We start from the raw sequence: 17,369 nt of genomic DNA on the forward strand, positions 1-17,369 counted from the left end.
ATTACTTCTTAGCCGCCCGCCAGTTTGACCTTCATGCCTTTGGCTTCCAGCAGCGTTTTAAGCAGATCGCGTTTGTCGCCCTGAATTTCGATGACGCCCTCTTTCACCGATCCGCCACAGCCACACTTCTTCTTCAGCTCGGCAGCCAGCTTATTCAACGCCTCATCGTCGCCCTCGACGCCGGTAATCAGGCAGACACCCTTACCTTTACGCCCGCTGGTTTGCTTTTGAATGCGCACGATGCCATCACCTTTTGGCCGCTCAGGCGCAGCTTTAGGCTCATCAATACGCCCGGTTTCGGTGGAGTAGACTAAACGGCTGTTACTGTCCTTCATTATGCCTCCAGCTTCAGGGACGCATTGATTTCGCTGAGGGTCTGGGCAGGATCGGCTGACTGGGTGACCGGACGACCAATCACCATGTAGTCAACGCCCGCCGACAGCGCCTGCTGCGGCGTCATAATCCGACGCTGATCGCCCACGTCGCTGCCTTCAGGACGGATCCCCGGCGTTACCAGCTTAAACGCGTGCCCCAGCTCGCTCTTGAAGCGCACCGCCTCCTGCGCAGAGCAAACCACCCCATCCAGGCCACACTCTTTAGTCAGGCGCGCCAGGCGTTCGGCATGCTCGGCAGGCGTGCTGGTGATGCCCAGGTCGCGCAGATCGCTGGCCTCCATGCTGGTCAAAACCGTCACGGCAATGAGCAGCGGTGCATCCTTACCAAACGGCACCAGCGCCTCGCGGGCGGCGCTCATCATACGTGCTCCACCGGAGGCGTGAACGTTGACCATCCAGACGCCAAGATCGGCCGCAGCGGCGACCGCATGGGCTGCGGTATTGGGAATATCATGAAACTTCAGATCGAGAAACACGTCGAAGCCGCGCTGATGAAGCTCGTGCACGAACTGCGGCCCAAAACGGGTAAACATCTCTTTGCCTACCTTCAGGCGGCAGTCGCTGGGAGCGATGCGATCGACAAACGCCAGGGCCAGATCGCGACTGGCGTAGTCGAGAGCAACCACAACGGGAGAGTGGCACAGAGATGGGGAAGAAGATGAAGCAGTAGACGTCATGACCAGACCTTCTTGTTGATGAGCACGCGCGGGCGCAAAAGGATAAACGGGCAGCATTCTAACTGCGGGAGGAGGAAATTGACAGGGCCTATTTTTTGCTGCCTGGCTGATTCGGCGCGGTGCTGACTGGAGACTGTGTCTATTACAGTATGTTGTAACTAAAGTGAGGCTTTTTTTTAAATTACTGACCGTCGAGACCGCGAATTGGCTTCACCGTTGACCACGCCCGACAGGAAGGACAGTGCCAGTACATCGTGAAGGCGGTAAAACCACACTTCTGACAGCGGTAGCGCGGCTTGCTGCGGATCTGCTCCCCGACCATGTCACGCAGCGCCATCAGGCTCTCTTTCGCCCGCCCCTCTTCGGCGTCGTGCAGGTGGTAATCCATCAGCTTATGGAATACACGCATCGTTGGATGCCGCTGGAGCTGACGAGTGACGGTTGCCTGGGCCTGATCCTGCCCTTCACGCTGATCGATAATCTCTGCCAGCATCAGATCGGCGGTCGCACCTACGTTCTCCTCAACGCAGCGGGTAAGAAACTCTGCCCACTCGTCGTTTTTTCCGAGCTGGAGGTAGCAGGTCTGCAACATCTCCAGGGTTTCGCTGACCAGCTCTTTATCCTGGTCGATCACCCGCAGCAGACTCTCCATCGCTTTGGCGTAATCACCTTTGGCGATCAGCACGCGACCAATCATGATAGAGACACGAGGGCTGGTGCGATCGGCCGCAGCCCCTTTTTTCAGCAGCGCCATCGCGCGGTCCATATCGTCATTACCCATCTGCTGCAACGCAAGCTCGCAGTAAAAATGGGCAATTTCGCCGCGCTGTTTATCCTTACCAAGCTTGACCAGACGTTCAGCAACGTCGATCGCTTTCTGCCACTCGCTGGTGGCCTGATAGATCTGCAGCAGCTGCTGTAACGCCCCGATGCGAAAATCGGTTTCGTCCACCAGCTGATTAAACATATCTTCGGCACGATCGTACATGCCCGCAGCCATATAGTCGCGGCCCAGCTGCTGAACCGCCAGCAGACGCTGGTCATAGGAGAGCGAGGCGCTCTCCATCAGGGTCTGATGGATGCGGATAGCGCGATCCACCTCGCCCCGGGAGCGAAACAGGTTCCCCAGGGTGAGATGCGCCTCAACGGTGCCGGTATCCTCTTTAAGCATATCGAGGAACAGGTCTACCGCCTTGTCCTGTTGGTTACTCAGCAGGAAGTTGACGCCGGCCACGTAGTCACGCGACAGCCGGTTGGCCTCATCCTGCTTTGTTTGTTGCGCACTTCTGCGTCCCATATACCAGCCGTAGGCGGCTGCCACGGGTAACAGCAGAAACAACAGCTCCAGCATAGCCTGTTATTCCTTGACGACCGGCGTCGTTGCGGTGGTGACCGGAACGCTATTCGTTGTAGAGGAAGTCGTTGCAGGGGCAGTCGTTGTAGGCACAGCCGTTGCGGAGGCGGACGTTGCAGGGGCAATTTGCTGTTCAAGGCGCTTAATCTTCCGCTCTGCCCGCGCCAGAGAAACCCGCACGCGCAGCCAGAAGAGACCGCAAATCAGCCAGCCGATAGCAAAGCCTGCGGCGAACAGAACCGCCAGCAGCGTAGAGATACGATACTCCCCCTGCGCCAACAGGTAATTGAAGGTCACCTGCTGATCGTTTTGCGCACCCAGAGTGACGGAAACGACAAAGATTGCTAACACCAGTAAGAAAATGAGTAGATATTTCACATTACTTCCCGTTATGTGGCTTAGGGCGAATAAATTCTGTTCAACCTGCTGCATCCAGCCTTATAAACTACCATTTTCGCGCAGCGGACGAAATGGAAAACCGTGACATCCAGATGATGTAAGGCCAAAAAGCAGAAATTCAACGCTATGTGGCCTTACTCATTTTTCTCTTCACGCTGGGCTATCTCGATATCTTCTTTCACCGGCGGCGTCAGTGGCCCACAGAGACGCTGTGCAAGCCAGGTCGCCAGGGTGACCAGAATACCAGAGATGAGCGTCGCTACCGCCAGATCCTGTGGCCAGTGCATGCCCAGCAGCAGTCGGCTGCCCATGACCAGTACGGCCCATACCATCAGCACAACGATAGTAAGCGTACGGCGACGGGGCCATAGCAGGCCCACGGCCAGCAGCGCCCAGCTGGCGGCAAACATCGTGTGGCCGGAGGGGAAGGCAAAGCCGGTCTCTTTCTGCCAGTGCTTACGTAAAAACTCCGGCACGTTGTCCTGCTCGGTAAGCTGCTTCTGCACCAGGGCACCGCGCTCCTTACGTTTTAAAGTGTAGAACTCATCTACCGGAATTTGGTGCGTTTTTTCGAGCCAGACCACAAATGGACGTGGCTCCTGAGCAACCGTTTTAACCCAGGATTTAACCCCCTGGCCAATCACGATCGCCACGCCAAGAATGGTAAACAGCGTCAGTGCCGCCTTCAGGCGAAAGCGTAAACACCACAGGAACCAGCCGCATAACACGACGTGGGTAATGATGCCCCAGGGCTGGGTAACCGTTTCGGTGATCCAGTAGAGCATTTGAAGCCAGCCGCTGTGGCCCCCAGGCTGCCAATGCCAGCCGAAGAGCAATACCAGCAGTGGCATGATCAGCAGAAGTCCCGTTCCGGCGGCGATCCGTCTTGCGATTGAGAGCATTTTCTTTCCCTTTCAATTAAGTGACACAATAATAACTGAAAAATAACAAGTTCGGCGGATTTGACGGATTTGTGCGTTTAATCTTTGTAAGCCACGGTGGCGATTAGTGAAGTCGCGCGCCTTGTGGCAAAATAGGGACAGACAGAAAGCCTGAAGGCTACGGGCACAGAAAGTGCCAGCTTAATCTGGAGAATCACATGCAGCTTAAACGTGTGGCAGAAGCCAAACTGCCAACCCCCTGGGGCGACTTCCTGATGGTGGGATTTGAAGAACTGGCAACCGGACAGGATCACGTTGCTCTGGTCTATGGCGATATTTCCGGCCAGACGCCGGTGCTCGCTCGCGTCCATTCGGAGTGTTTGACCGGCGACGCCCTGTTCAGCCTGCGCTGCGACTGCGGTTTTCAGCTTGAGGCCGCCCTCTCCCACATCGCTGAAGAGGGACGGGGGATCCTTCTGTACCATCGTCAGGAGGGGCGCAACATTGGCCTGCTGAATAAAATTCGCGCCTATGCCCTACAGGACCAGGGCTATGATACCGTTGAGGCCAACCACCAGCTGGGCTTTGCCGCCGACGAGCGTGACTTTACGCTGTGCGCGGACATGTTCAAGCTGCTGGGCGTGGATGAGGTGCGACTGTTAACCAATAACCCACGCAAAGTAGAGATCCTTACCGAGGCAGGGATTAACATCGTTGAGCGCGTGGCGCTGATCGTGGGGCGTAACCCTAACAATGAGCACTACCTTGATACCAAGGCGGCCAAAATGGGTCATCTGCTGGGTTGATGGGTAAGAGAAAGCGCCGGGTGGCGGCATACGCCTTACCCGGCCTACAAGACTCTGTAAGCCGGGCATGGTTGAGTTACAGCATATTGCGGATCACGTAGTGCAGGATCCCGTCATTCTGGTAGTAGGTTAGCTCGGTACCGGTGTCGATACGGCAGCGGCAGTCAATGGTCTCCTGACTTCCATCCACCCGCGTTAACCGCACTGGAATAGTCGCGCCTGGCTTGAGCTGGGTCAGATTATCAACGTCAATCTTCTCCTCGCCCGTCAGCCCCAGCGTTTTACGCGTCACCCCCTGCGGAAACTCCAGCGGCAGGATCCCCATACCAATCAAATTCGAACGGTGAATACGCTCGAACGACTCGGCAATGACGACGCGGATACCCAGCAAACGGGGGCCCTTGGCCGCCCAGTCACGGCTGGAGCCTGACCCGTACTCTTTACCGGCAACGACCGCCAGCGGCGTCCCCTCTTTCTGGTAACGCATGGCCGCGTCATAGATAGAGATGACTTCGCTGCCCGGCAGATGCCGGGTCATCCCGCCCTCAATGCCAGGAACCATTTCGTTACGAATACGGATGTTGGCGAAGGTGCCGCGCATCATCACTTCATGGTTACCCCGACGTGAGCCATAGGAGTTGAAATCCCCGCGTTCGACCCCGTGGCTTTGCAGGTAGCGCCCAGCCGGGCTGTCCGGTTTGATACTGCCCGCTGGCGAGATGTGGTCGGTCGTCACCGAGTCGCCCAGCATCGCCAGGATCCGTGCCCCGTGAATATCTTCAACCTGCTTCGGCGTCGCCAGCATCTCATCAAAGAACGGTGACAGGCGGATGTAGGTGGAGTCATTCTGCCAGTTATAGGTATCAGAGTGGTCGACCTCAATCGACTTCCACTCATCCGAGCCTTCAAACACTTCAGCGTACTCTTTGCGGAACATGTCGGTTGAAACATGCTCAACGGCGCGGGCAATCTCATTGCCCGACGGCCAGATATCCTTCAGATAGACCGGATCGCCTTTTCTGTCATGGCCGAGCGGATCGGTGGCCAGGTTGATATTCATGTTCCCGGCGAGCGCATAGGCCACCACCAGCGGCGGCGACGCCAGCCAGTTGGTCTTCACCAGGGGATGAATTCGACCTTCAAAGTTGCGGTTACCCGAGAGCACCGCCCCGACGGTTAAGTCGCCTTTTTTAATCGCCTGCTCGATAGGATCGGGCAGCGGACCGGAGTTACCGATACAGGTGGTGCAGCCGTAGCCTACCAGGTTGAAGCCCAGCTCATCGAGCCAGGGGGTAAGCCTGGCCTGAGCCAGATAGTCAGAGACCACTTTCGAGCCGGGTGCCAGCGACGCCTTCACCCATGGCTGACGTTTCAGCCCCAGCTCCACGGCCTTTTTCGCCAGCAGACCCGCCGCCATCAGCACGCTCGGGTTAGAGGTGTTAGTGCAGGAGGTGATCGCCGCGATAACCACTGCCCCCTCCGGCAGCTCATATTGACGCCCGTTCATCGAATACTCGACTGCCTGGCGATCTTTCTGGGCGTGGTTCAGCTCAAGCTCTGAGCTGGCGGTAAACGCCTTTGGCACGTCGCTGAGAGGCACACGATCCTGGGGACGTTTCGGCCCGGCCACGCTGGCCTCTACCTCCGCCATGTTGAGTTCGAGGGTGCTGGTAAAGACCGGTTCATCGCCGGAATTACGCCACATCCCCTGCGCTTTGGTGTAGGACTCCACCAGCGCCACCTGCTCTTCGCTACGGCCGCTGAGGCGCATATAGTTGAGCGTAACGTCATCGATAGGGAAAAAGCCGCAGGTCGCGCCATATTCCGGGGCCATGTTAGCGATGGTTGCACGATCCGCCAGCGGAAGGTGATCGAGACCGTCGCCGTAAAATTCAACGAATTTACCCACTACGCCGTGCTTACGCAGCATCTGGGTCACGGTCAGCACCAGGTCGGTAGCGGTAATGCCTTCGTTAAGCTTGCCGGTCAGCTTAAAGCCAACTACGTCGGGGATCAGCATAGAGACCGGCTGGCCGAGCATTGCGGCCTCGGCCTCGATGCCGCCGACGCCCCAGCCCAGCACGCCAAGGCCGTTGATCATGGTGGTGTGCGAGTCGGTGCCCACCAGTGTGTCCGGATAGGCGACCCACTCTTTATCCTGCAGTTCGCTCCAGACCGCTTTCCCGAGGTATTCGAGGTTTACCTGATGGCAGATGCCAGTCCCCGGCGGCACGACGCTGAAGCGGCTGAATGCCTGCTGGCCCCAGCGCAGAAATTGATAGCGCTCATGGTTGCGCTCCATCTCCAGACGGACGTTCTCTTCAAAGGCGTCATCGTCACCGAACTGATCCACGGTAACGGAGTGGTCGATCACCAGATCGACGGGTGAGAGCGGATTGACTTTTGCGGTATCGCCGCCGAGGCGTTTAACCGCTTCGCGCATGGCGGCCAGGTCAACTACGGCTGGTACACCGGTGAAGTCCTGCATCAGCACCCTTGCCGGGCGATAGGCGATCTCCCGGTCGGCATGGGCAGAGTGTAGCCATCCGGCTAACGCACGAATATCCTCTTCGGTGACGGAATCCTCATCCTGCCAGCGCAGGAGGTTTTCCAGCAGTACTTTAAGTGACTTGGGTAAGCGGGAAATATCCCCAAGTGCCTTTGCGGCCAGCGGCAGGCTGTAATAGTGCCAGGTTTTGTTCTCTGCCTGCAGTGTATCCTTACTGGCTTCGCGTAGGGTAGACGACATAAGCTCCTCCTAATACAGAGTATTGATACCCTGACTGGTATCAGGGTCTGTATTAAAGATAACACAAACATGCCGTAACGTTTTGATAACAACCCAAATCGCTAAATCGCGTGCTTTTCAGGGTGTCAGATCGTAAAAAACCTCGCCGGAGCGAGGTTTCAAGGAGGCAGGATGACCGCTATTTTTTGGCTTTATCGTCAGCAAACGATTCAATAAACGCCTTCTGCGCCGCTGTAAGCTGCCAGCCCGCCGGGATCTGCACCGTCGTCTGGCTCTCGCTTACGTGAGGATGTTTAGGGGACCGGCAGCGGTCCTGAACCGGATTTAACCGCTCGGTAATTGCCATAGGCTTAACCCCAGAATTTCCAGATAACCAGCGCCACAACTGCCCAGAAGAAAGCCGAACCGAGAAATACCGCTAGCCACGCTTTACGCTTAAGCGCGAGATCCCTTTGCGGTTCTTCACTTCCTGCTGGCATTGCTAACCTCACACAATCGACATCGCTTATCATATTGACACCGAACAATAGGTTTAAGTAATCATCACATAGGACAAATCCTAAAGAAACTTTAGCCTAAAATCCAGCGAATTTACGAATCATTTCGAGTGAAATATTCGATGTTATGATCGCGAAGAGAGAATTGTAGAAGGTAATTTGCGCTGCGCCACCTTAGCGACTACTTTTGTCGCCTTTCTGTTACTTTTCCGGCAGCTTTATATCGTGGAACATGGCTTCAATATCCTCGTTCGAACGCAATGCGACGGCGGTATCGACAACGTCACGGGTAAGATGCGGAGCGAAGCGCTGGATAAAGTCATACATGTAGCTGCGTAAGAAGGTGCTGCGACGGAAACCGATTTTGGTCGTGCTGTGGCTGAATACGCCCTGCGCATCCAGCTTAACCAGGTCGGGATCGGAGATAGGATCCACCGCCATGCTGGCAATCACCCCCACCCCCAGTCCAAGACGGACGTAGGTTTTGATCACGTCGGCATCGGTAGCGGTAAAGACAATGCGCGGCGTCAGGCCAGCACGGTTAAACGCGGTGTCCAGCTCGGAGCGGCCGGTAAAGCCAAAGGTGTAGGTGACAAGCGGATATTGGGCCAGCTCTTCAATGCTCACTGACTGCTTGCCCGCCAGCGGGTGATCCGGCGTCACTACGATAGAGCGGTTCCAGTGGTAGCACGGGAGCATCACCAGGTCGTCATAGAGATGCAGCGCTTCGGTAGCAATGGCAAAGTCCGCGTTGCCCTTAGATACCGCCTCGGCAATCTGCGTTGGCGAACCCTGATGCATATGCAGGGATACGCGCGGGTAGCGCTCAATAAAGCCTTTGATCACGTTAGGCAGTGCGTAGCGGGCCTGGGTATGGGTGGTCGCCACGTACAGCGATCCCTTATCCGGCCAGGTGTGCTCGCCGGCAACCGATTTTATCGCCTCTACCTTGGAGAGCACCTCGCGGGCGATGCGGATGATCTCCTGCCCGGCAGGGGTGACCTGAGTAAGATGCTTACCGCTGCGGGCAAAAATCTGGATCCCCAGTTCGTCCTCCAGCATACGAACCTGCTTACTGATCCCGGGCTGAGAGGTGTATAGCCCTTCGGCAGTAGATGAGACGTTAAGGTTATGGTTGACCACCTCAACAATATAGCGAAGCTGCTGTAGTTTCATGACGGACCATCCGATTTTGCGCACACGGCATCGTCTAAGACGATTTAATAATAAGAGAGGAATTAGCTATAACCACTATATCATTTATATCTACAGTGTATAGATATGAAAAAAAAATAATAATGTCGTTATAAGAAAGGGCCGGATAACCGGCCCTTTAAGGAGACAACAGCGGGCTTATTTCTTCGCTTCTACCCATTTGCCATCAATAAAGAAGGCGGACCAGCCGGTGGCTTTCCCCTCTTTCTCGGAGGCAACGTACTGCTGCTTGGTCTTGCGGCTAAAGCGGACCATGGTCTTGTTACCGGCAGGATCCTGCTGCGGCGCATCGGCCAGATAGCGCAGCTTCTCCGGCAGGCGATCGCGGAAGCGGTACAGCTCTTCCACCAGCGGCGCACGGGTTTCGCGCGATTTCGGGAAGGTGTTGGCCGCCAGGAAGACGCCCGCTGCCCCATCGCGCAGCACGAAGTAGGCATCTGACTTCTCGCACGGCAGCTCCGGCAGCGGAACCGGATCTTCCTTCGGCGGTGCAACTTCACCACTACGCAGGATCTTACGCGTGTTTTTACAGTCGTCGTTGGTGCAGGCCATGTACTTGCCGAAGCGCCCCATTTTCAGGTGCATTTCAGAACCACACTTCTCACACTCGACGATCGGACCGTCGTAACCTTTAATGCGGAACTCACCCTCTTCGATCTCGTACCCGTCGCAGGTGGGGTTGTTACCGCACACGTGCAGCTTGCGTTTCGGATCGATGAGGTAGCTGTCCATCGCCGTGCCGCACTTCACGCAGCGGCGTTTCGCACGCAGAGCGTTGGTTTCAGCATCATCACCCTCCAGCACGTTGAGAACTTCGTTCTCCGGTACCAGGTTGATGGTGGTTTTGCAGCGCTCTTTCGGCGGCAGGGCGTAGCCAGAACAACCGAGGAAAACACCGGTACTCGCCGTGCGGATCCCCATTTTCCGTCCGCAGGTCGGGCAGTCAATGCTGGTCAGCACCATCTGGTTCGGGCGCATACCGCCCTCCTCCGGATCCTGCTCGGCCTTCTCTAGCTGCTTGGTAAAGTCGCTGAAGAAGTTATCCAGCACGCCTTTCCATTCGGTTTCGTGGTTCGCCACCTGGTCAAGGCTGTTTTCCATCTGGGCGGTGAAGTCGTAGTTCATCAGCTCGCGGAAGTTCTCTTCCAGACGATCGGTGACAATCTCCCCCATCTTCTCAGCATAGAAGCGACGGTTCTCCACCCGCACGTAGCCGCGATCCTGGATGGTCGAAATGATCGACGCATAGGTAGACGGGCGACCAATGCCGCGTTTTTCCAGCTCTTTGACCAGTGAGGCCTCGCTGAAGCGCGCCGGCGGTTTGGTAAAGTGCTGAGCCGGGGTCAGCTCGATCAGCGACACCACGTCGCCTTTGTTGACTGGCGGCAGGGTGCGATCTTCATCGTTTTTACGCAGCGCAGGCATCACTTTGGTCCAGCCGTCAAAACGCAGCGTACGACCGCGCGCCTTGAGGCGGAACTCGCTCGCTTCCACGGTCAGCGTCGTAGAGTCGTACTGGGCTGGCGTCATCTGGCAGGCAACAAACTGACGCCAGATCAGCTGGTAGAGCTTCTGCGCGTCGTTTTCCATATCCTTCAGCGACTCAGCCACCACCGCCACGTCAGAAGGACGAATCGCTTCGTGCGCTTCCTGCGAGTTCTCTTTGTTGGAGTACTGAATCGGGCTCTCCGGCAGGTATTTCTTGCCGAAGTTGTCGGTGATATAGCTGCGGGCCATGCTCACCGCGTCCTGGCTCAGGTTAGTTGAGTCAGTACGCATATAGGTAATGTGTCCCGCTTCATACAGACGCTGGGCCATCATCATGGTTTTCTTCACGCCAAAGCCAAGACGGGTGCTGGCCGCCTGCTGCAGCGTCGAGGTGATGAACGGCGCGCCCGGCTTGCTGCTGGTCGGCTTATCTTCCCGATCGGCTACGGTATAGCGCGCTTTCTCCAGCAGGCTAACTGCCGACATGGTCTGCTCGCGGTTAACCGGACGGAACGGCTTGTCCTGCTGGTGCGTGACCTGCAGCGCCAGCGAGTCACCGGCTGGCGTCGCCACGTTGGCGTCCACTTCCCAGAACTCTTCCGGCACGAAGGCTTTGATTTCACGCTCGCGCTCGACCACCAGCCGGACGGCAACGGACTGCACGCGACCCGCAGAGAGACCACGGGCGATCTTTTTCCACAGCAGCGGCGAGACCATATAACCCACAACGCGGTCCATAAAGCGACGCGCCTGCTGGGCATTAACCCGGTCAATGTTCAGCTCGCCCGGCTTTTCGAACGCCTGGCGGATCGCATTTTTGGTAATTTCGTTAAATACGACGCGGCTGTAGCGCGTCTCATCGCCCCCGATCACTTCCCGCAGGTGCCAGGCAATGGCTTCCCCTTCGCGGTCAAGGTCGGTTGCGAGATAGATATGATCGGCTTTTTCGGCCAGCGACTTCAGCTCAGAGACCACTTTCTCTTTGCCGGGGAGCACTTCATAGCGTGCATCCCAGTCGTGCCATGGGTCGACGCCCATACGATTGACCAGCGCGCCACGTTCATCCTTTTTGGGCTTTTTAGCCGTTTTGGTGGAGGCAGAGTCAGCGCTCTTTTTGGCGGCTGAGCCACTGGTCGGCAAATCGCGGATATGACCGACGCTGGATTTCACCACGTAGTCACTACCCAGATACTTATTGATCGTTTTGGCTTTTGCCGGGGACTCAACGATAACGAGAGCTTTACCCATATTCACCTTTACCTAATTTGATTCTTCCAGGAATACGCCGCACGTTGACTCACCATCCCCTGGCGACGTGCCTCAGATATAGCGGCGACGTCACGGGATATCAACCCCTTTTCATAACCAGACGCTGAAATTAAGACTTCCAGGTGACTGAGTTAACAGGTTTTTCCGCGTCTGGTGGGATGAGAACGACGAACTTAAGGTCGAATGTCAAGCAAATCTGTTGCCAGATTGACGAAAGCGCACACTCTACCTGATAAAATTTGTTACGCAACTTTATTAGCATGCAAAAACGGATCGCGCCAACGGCGGAATGGGGTAAAAGCCCTCTTGATAACAGGGAAAATTTGCCCCATTTGTCCCCCTGGACGTAGAATATCGACAACGTTTATGGAGGTAACTATGCAAGAGTCAGTTCTACCGATCGATCGTCAGTCACTGCTGGCGAAAGCGAATGAGATCATCCGCGAGCATGAGGATTATGTGCAGGGTATCGAAGCCACCAACGTCACCGAACGTAACGGCATTCTGATTTTCAGCGGCGACTATTTTCTTGATGAGCAGGGTCTGCCTACGGCGAAGAGTACGGCGGTGTTTAACATGTTCAAACATCTTGCCCACGTACTGTCAGAGAAATATACGCTGGCGGAGTAAACAGAGCGAGGCATTGCGCCTCGCTCCTCTATTATCACCGTTTACAGCAGCGGCTTTTCACCGCGCTGCCACCAGCGCAGCAGCAGCCGGTCGGCGCTCTCGGCCGCGCTGCTGGTAAAGCGATCCATTAATTTCTTGCGGCGAGTGTAACGAATGCCGATCACCTCGAACTCCTTGATCAGGCCAAGCAGCAGCTCGTCGCTGGTGCCCACCTCATCCACCAGCCCCTTCTCCTGCGCCTGTACGCCGTACCAGTGTTCACCGGTAGCCACGGACTCAATATCTAATGAAGGACGCATCTGCTTAACAAAGGATTTGAAGAGATCGTGGGTCTCATTCAGGCTTTCGCGGAACTTCTGCCGCCCCTCTTCGGTATTCTCCCCAAGCAGGGTCAGCGTCCGTTTATATTGGCCGGCTGTATGCAATTCAATGTCGATATCTTTGCTTTTCAGGAAGCGGTTCAGGTTAGGGATCTGCGCCACGACGCCAATCGACCCGACAATGGCAAAAGGTGCGGCGACAATCTTGTCCGCCACGCAGGCCATCATATAGCCACCGCTGGCTGCCACTTTGTCTACGGCAACGGTGAGCGGAATATTTTTATCACGCAGGCGCTGCAGCTGGGACGATGCCAGGCCGTAGCCGTGAACCACGCCGCCAGGGCTCTCAAGGCGCAGCACCACGCGATCCTCAGGCTTAGCGACGGTGAGCACGGCGGTGATCTCTTCCCGCAGGCTGCTGACCTCATGCGCATCCATACTGCCTTTGAAATCCAGCACATAGGCACGCGCTTTCGTGGCGGTAGCGGGTACGCCCAGCTTGGCGCTGGCCTTTGCCTCTTTGGCCTCCTGCTTCAGGCGCTTCTTCTGCGCCTTGTGCCACAGCTTCTGCCGGTGTGTATCGAGCAGGGAGACCGAAAGATCCTCCTGCATCTCTTTATACTGCTCGCTCAGGTTTGTGACGCGAAGCTCCCCGCGCTGGCGTTTGCGCTGCGTCAGGTTCACGATAAGCATCGCCACGACGGCGATGGCAATCACCACCGTCACAATCTTTGCTAAAAACAACCCGTATTCAGATAGTAATTCCACGCGTCCCACCTTGGTTACATCACTTAACGTAAAGGCCAGTGTACATGACCCCGCCCACATCGTCTTCTGCCGTCGTGCTAAGTTAGACGCCATCCTGCTGATTTTTTTGCTCTGTAAGAAGTTGAAAAGGTTCAAAGCATCAATGCAGGAGCTTGACGATTGAATTACGCGGCAGATTAAGGCATAAAGCCCACAAGACCCGATCCTGTGAAATGACGCCTGGATGAACGAGAGCGCAAAGGAGAAACCGTGCACTACCAGCCAAAACGAGATTTATTAGAGAACCGCATTATTCTGGTGACCGGTGCCAGCGACGGGATTGGCCAGGAGGCCGCCCTGACCTATGCCCGCTATGGCGCAAAAGTGATCCTGCTCGGCAGAAATGAAGAGAAGCTGCGCGGCGTGGCCCAGCGCATCGAGCAGCTCGGCGGCAAAACCGCCCGCTGGTATACGCTGGATCTCGCCACCTGCACGCCGGCGCAGTGCCAGCAGCTGGCGGCACAGATTGATGCCGCCGTTCCCCGCCTTGATGGCGTCCTGCATAACGCGGGCATGCTGGGGGATATCTGCCCGATGGATCAGCAGAAGCCTGAGGTCTGGGAGCAGGTGATGCAGATTAACGTCAACGCGACCTTCTATTTGACCCAGGCGCTTCTTCCTTTATTACTCAAGTCAGAGGCCGGCTCGCTGGTGTTCACCTCCTCAAGCGTAGGCCGTCAGGGCCGCGCCAGCTGGGGAGCCTACGCGGTGTCTAAATTTGCCACCGAAGGCATGATGCAGGTGCTGGCCGAGGAGTATCAGAGCAAGCACCTGCGGGTTAACTGCATCAATCCCGGCGGCACGCGAACGAAAATGCGTGCCAGCGCGTTTCCGTCGGAAGATCCACAAAACTTAAAGACCCCGGCTGATATCATGCCGCTCTACCTATGGCTGATGGGTGATGACAGCCGTCGCAAAACCGGCATGAGCTTTGATGCTCAGCCTGGACGCAAACCGGGGATAGCACAATGAGTGAAGAGCGTTACCAGCAACGACAGCAGAAAGTGAAGGATCACGTGGATGCACGCGTGGCCGCCGCCCAGGACGAGCGCGGGATTATTATCGTCTTTACCGGCAACGGCAAAGGCAAAACCACCGCCGCCTTTGGCACCGCCACCCGCGCGGTGGGCCACGGTAAAAAAGTGGGCGTGATCCAGTTTATTAAGGGTACCTGGCCTAACGGCGAGCGCAACCTGCTGGAGCCGCACGGCGTGGAGTTTCAGGTGATGGCGACGGGCTTCACCTGGGACACGCAGAACCGCGAGGCCGATACCGCCGCCTGTCTGGCGGTATGGGAGCATGCCCAGCGGATGCTGGCAGACGAGACGCTGGATATGGTGATCCTGGACGAGCTGACCTACATGGTGGCCTATGACTATCTGCCACTGGAGGTAGTGCTGAGCGCCCTGCAAGCGCGTCCGGCCCAGCAGACGGTAATTATTACCGGTCGCGGCTGCCATAGGGATATTCTGGAGCTGGCCGATACGGTGAGCGAGCTACGTCCGGTTAAGCACGCTTTCGACGCGGGCGTGAAGGCGCAGATCGGGATTGACTATTAAATAAAAAAGTTCGTAGGCCGGGCAAGGCAGAGCCGCCGCCCGGCATAACAGATCGAAAAAGGGGCCGAGGCCCCTTTTTTTATGCTTTGCTGTTACGCGTGCTGGAGCGGCGGTTTCCGCTTGCAGGACGTCCGCTGGCCGGACGCGCGCTGCCGGTCTGAGTATGACGCTTGACCGCCCGGCGGATCTGGTTAGCCTTCATACGACGACGGTCTTTCTCTACCGCTACCTTAGATTCGGTTTCTGGCGTTAACTCCACCAGCTCGCGCAGATAGTTCGTCTGGGCCAGGTCCAGTTCGGTATAGCCCCCACGCGGCAGCCCTTTCGGCAGCAGAATATCACCGTAGCGGACGCGGATAAGACGGCTCACCTGCACGCCAACGGCTTCCCACAGGCGACGAACCTCGCGGTTACGCCCTTCAGTCAGGGTGACGTTATACCACTGGTTGATACCCTCACCGCCGCTGAACTTGATAGTTTTAAACGCTGCCGGACCGTCTTCCAGCTGCACGCCACGGGAGAGATCGCGGAGCTTGTTCTCTTCGACCTGACCAAATACGCGCACGGCGTATTCGCGCTCGACTTCACGGCTCGGGTGCATCAGGCGGTTAGCCAGCTCACCGTCGGTGGTGAACAGCAGCAGGCCGCAGGTGTTCACGTCCAGACGGCCAACGGCAATCCAGCGTGCGCCGCGCAGCTTCGGCAGACGATCGAACACGGTCGGACGCCCTTCCGGATCGTTACGGGTGCAGAGTTCACCTTCTGGTTTATAGTAGGCCAGCACGCGACAGATCTGCTCAACGGACTCTCTAACAGAGATAAGATGGCCGTCAATACGGATCTTCAGGCCTGGGATAACCTCAACGCGGTCGCCGAGGGTTGCGATTTTTCCGTCGACGCTGACGCGCCCGGCTGCAATGATCGCTTCGATTTCACGGCGGGAGCCGTGGCCAGCGCGGGCCAGCACTTTTTGTAATTTCTCGCTCATGGCGGTTCCTTCAGGTGTCGCCTTCACAGGCGTCTGGATAGGTGCAAAGCACACTCTATTTCTTGGGCGCACATACTACACGAAAATCAAATGGAATACTGTAGCGCCCCAGGTTAATTTTTAAGCACCGGATAGCTGTAGCAGCGCTTAATCACGAGCAAGTGACCGTACTCTCAATCAGTCGTACAACCATCTTCCCGCTTTTGCCGATTGGATAAACATATCAATAGTGAAATCGGGAACATCCACCGGTTCAGGCTTTTTGAATGGGTTCCATGAGAATTTAACGTTGGGATAGTAAGTCTCAAGATGAAAATTAGACATATCGACGTTGAACTCCTTCGAATAGTCTTCAATCAACTCCTCAAAATCATCCTGATCTAACTGCACATCGAAGTGAATGCTTGATTCTGCTGAGTAGGTATCGTATTTCTTTTTTCTGAATAGGTATGAACCACTACGGATAGTGAACATCTCAATTATTTGTTTTTCAATATCTTTTACCATAGCTTGTCGTTGCCCCGTGCGATGGTATTGTATTCAGTTATTGAGTTATAGATGATCTGTGATACTGATAAAATTTGCAGCAATCCAGCCGAAACTCGTTCGTCATAGCGCCAAAATTTGCGGCAGACTCTACCGTCCCCTTCCCTATTTTTTAGGCACACAGACCGCACAAAAACCAAATAAGACACTGTAGCGCCCCAGGTTAATTTTTAAGCACTAGGGCGCATTGCTTATACGCAGGGACCTTTGGCGCAGCCGTAGGCCATGATAAAGGGAAATGCCGGGATAATCAGCGGGATCCAGAGCGGGTTGATACCCCGCGTTTTGTCGTTAATGCTGACGGTTATCGGCGGATCGAGCTTAACGTAGCCGTCATCCATAATGTAGTTGCGTGACAGGCCAGAGTAGCCGCTGGCCTGGAACGTCACGACCCACTCCTGCGGATTGGCAGTCGGCTGGGCGTTGTAGTCGCGTTGCAGTATCTCTTTTTGTCCTGGTTTAAGCCGATCTATGCGGATAAAGGTGTTGTACTGGGCATTGACCTTGTCGTCATTGGCCTCGAAGTTGACCGTCATACCGCGCACCGCATCCCCATAGTCGCGCTTAAGTACCAGCCAGCGATCATACAGGCTACGGGTGCTCGCCCCGCTAAAGGAGTAGGTATACTTCTCGCCTCGGGCCAACAGCACATTATCTCCAGCTTTGAAGTAAACGATCTTCTCTGTTTCAGGCAGCTTCGGCGAACTCACGGTACAGCCGATCAGCATAACCAGTGCAAACAACACTCCTGCGGGCAGGGCAAGCCTGCCGGTCCCTTTAAGCATCGTG

General features: G+C 56.0%; 17 protein-coding genes and 2 pseudogenes. 4 read left to right on the forward strand and 15 right to left on the reverse strand.

The features are described 5' to 3' along the window. Positions 1 to 8: 8 nt before the first annotated feature. The 5 genes and pseudogenes from yciH to pgpB all read right to left on the reverse strand — a co-directional run bounded on the left by yciH (position 9) and on the right by pgpB (position 3,727). Positions 9 to 335, reverse strand: coding sequence for a stress response translation initiation inhibitor YciH (gene yciH / locus EV102420_RS17255; protein WP_042394290.1), 327 nt, complete (start codon positions 333 to 335; stop codon positions 9 to 11). Beyond that, positions 335 to 1,072 (reverse strand): orotidine-5'-phosphate decarboxylase, encoded by a 738-nt coding sequence (gene pyrF, locus EV102420_RS17260; protein ID WP_042394294.1) that lies wholly within the window; start codon positions 1,070 to 1,072, stop codon positions 335 to 337. The genes yciH and pyrF overlap by 1 nt, the downstream gene beginning before the upstream one ends. A gap of 181 nt (positions 1,073 to 1,253) precedes the next feature. Continuing rightward, complete coding sequence (gene lapB / locus EV102420_RS17265) at positions 1,254 to 2,423, reverse strand: lipopolysaccharide assembly protein LapB (RefSeq protein WP_042394296.1); 1,170 nt, start codon at positions 2,421 to 2,423, stop codon at positions 1,254 to 1,256. A 78-nt stretch (positions 2,424 to 2,501) separates the two neighbouring features. Continuing rightward, positions 2,502 to 2,804, reverse strand: a pseudogene (locus tag EV102420_RS17270) (LapA family protein); the annotation flags it as partial. Between the two features lie 155 nt (positions 2,805 to 2,959). Continuing rightward, positions 2,960 to 3,727: a phosphatidylglycerophosphatase B gene (gene pgpB / locus EV102420_RS17275; protein ID WP_042394298.1), complete on the reverse strand. Its 768-nt coding sequence runs from the start codon at positions 3,725 to 3,727 to the stop codon at positions 2,960 to 2,962. A gap of 197 nt (positions 3,728 to 3,924) precedes the next feature. Here pgpB and ribA point away from each other — a divergent pair, with 197 nt between their 5' ends. After that, positions 3,925 to 4,512 (forward strand): GTP cyclohydrolase II, encoded by a 588-nt coding sequence (ribA, locus tag EV102420_RS17280; RefSeq protein ID WP_042394301.1) that lies wholly within the window; start codon positions 3,925 to 3,927, stop codon positions 4,510 to 4,512. Positions 4,513 to 4,588: 76 nt separating this feature from the next. On the opposite strand, the gene acnA is transcribed toward ribA, so the two are convergent. From acnA to topA, 5 genes are all read right to left on the reverse strand, one after another. Beyond that, entirely contained in the window at positions 4,589 to 7,261 is a 2,673-nt protein-coding gene (acnA, locus tag EV102420_RS17285) for an aconitate hydratase AcnA (RefSeq protein WP_042394304.1), read from the reverse strand. A 178-nt stretch (positions 7,262 to 7,439) separates the two neighbouring features. Further along, positions 7,440 to 7,607: a YciX family protein gene (locus tag EV102420_RS22560; protein ID WP_165570672.1), complete on the reverse strand. Its 168-nt coding sequence runs from the start codon at positions 7,605 to 7,607 to the stop codon at positions 7,440 to 7,442. A 4-nt stretch (positions 7,608 to 7,611) separates the two neighbouring features. Beyond that, positions 7,612 to 7,773 (reverse strand): YmiA family putative membrane protein, encoded by a 162-nt coding sequence (locus tag EV102420_RS21625; RefSeq protein ID WP_077776559.1) that lies wholly within the window; start codon positions 7,771 to 7,773, stop codon positions 7,612 to 7,614. A gap of 186 nt (positions 7,774 to 7,959) precedes the next feature. After that, the gene (gene cysB, locus EV102420_RS17290) at positions 7,960 to 8,934 is read right to left on the reverse strand and encodes an HTH-type transcriptional regulator CysB (protein WP_042394307.1); all 975 of its coding nucleotides are present in this window, start codon (positions 8,932 to 8,934) and stop codon (positions 7,960 to 7,962) included. 177 nt (positions 8,935 to 9,111) lie between these two features. Continuing rightward, on the reverse strand, positions 9,112 to 11,709 hold the full coding sequence (gene topA, locus EV102420_RS17295) for a type I DNA topoisomerase (protein ID WP_042394310.1): 2,598 nt from the start codon (positions 11,707 to 11,709) through the stop codon (positions 9,112 to 9,114). A 399-nt stretch (positions 11,710 to 12,108) separates the two neighbouring features. Here topA and EV102420_RS17300 point away from each other — a divergent pair, with 399 nt between their 5' ends. Continuing rightward, positions 12,109 to 12,360 (forward strand): YciN family protein, encoded by a 252-nt coding sequence (locus tag EV102420_RS17300; RefSeq protein WP_042394314.1) that lies wholly within the window; start codon positions 12,109 to 12,111, stop codon positions 12,358 to 12,360. Between the two features lie 41 nt (positions 12,361 to 12,401). On the opposite strand, the gene sohB is transcribed toward EV102420_RS17300, so the two are convergent. Further along, positions 12,402 to 13,448 carry a protease SohB gene (gene sohB / locus EV102420_RS17305; protein ID WP_042394316.1) on the reverse strand — a complete coding sequence of 349 codons (1,047 nt, stop codon included), beginning with the start codon at positions 13,446 to 13,448 and terminating at the stop codon, positions 12,402 to 12,404. Positions 13,449 to 13,697: 249 nt separating this feature from the next. Here sohB and EV102420_RS17310 point away from each other — a divergent pair, with 249 nt between their 5' ends. Together EV102420_RS17310 and cobO are read left to right on the forward strand one after the other, a co-directional pair. Next, complete coding sequence (locus EV102420_RS17310) at positions 13,698 to 14,459, forward strand: YciK family oxidoreductase (protein ID WP_042394319.1); 762 nt, start codon at positions 13,698 to 13,700, stop codon at positions 14,457 to 14,459. Further along, positions 14,456 to 15,046, forward strand: coding sequence for a cob(I)yrinic acid a,c-diamide adenosyltransferase (gene cobO, locus EV102420_RS17315; RefSeq protein ID WP_042394320.1), 591 nt, complete (start codon positions 14,456 to 14,458; stop codon positions 15,044 to 15,046). Before EV102420_RS17310 ends, cobO begins: the two co-directional genes overlap by 4 nt. A gap of 79 nt (positions 15,047 to 15,125) precedes the next feature. Here cobO and rluB read toward each other — a convergent pair whose 3' ends face one another. The 4 genes and pseudogenes from rluB to EV102420_RS17330 all read right to left on the reverse strand — a co-directional run bounded on the left by rluB (position 15,126) and on the right by EV102420_RS17330 (position 17,365). Next, entirely contained in the window at positions 15,126 to 16,034 is a 909-nt protein-coding gene (rluB, locus tag EV102420_RS17320; RefSeq protein WP_042394322.1) for a 23S rRNA pseudouridine(2605) synthase RluB, read from the reverse strand. A gap of 177 nt (positions 16,035 to 16,211) precedes the next feature. Then, the gene (locus tag EV102420_RS17325) at positions 16,212 to 16,541 is read right to left on the reverse strand and encodes a DUF1493 family protein (RefSeq protein WP_042394324.1); all 330 of its coding nucleotides are present in this window, start codon (positions 16,539 to 16,541) and stop codon (positions 16,212 to 16,214) included. Beyond that, positions 16,535 to 16,609, reverse strand: a pseudogene (locus EV102420_RS22915) (STM2901 family protein); the annotation flags it as partial. The gene EV102420_RS17325 and the pseudogene EV102420_RS22915, both read right to left, overlap by 7 nt. A gap of 162 nt (positions 16,610 to 16,771) precedes the next feature. Continuing rightward, entirely contained in the window at positions 16,772 to 17,365 is a 594-nt protein-coding gene (locus EV102420_RS17330) for a hypothetical protein (RefSeq protein WP_131406025.1), read from the reverse strand. Positions 17,366 to 17,369 lie beyond the last annotated feature (4 nt).

Source organism: Pseudescherichia vulneris NBRC 102420 (assembly GCF_000759795.1).
Taxonomy (GTDB): domain Bacteria; phylum Pseudomonadota; class Gammaproteobacteria; order Enterobacterales; family Enterobacteriaceae; genus Pseudescherichia; species Pseudescherichia vulneris.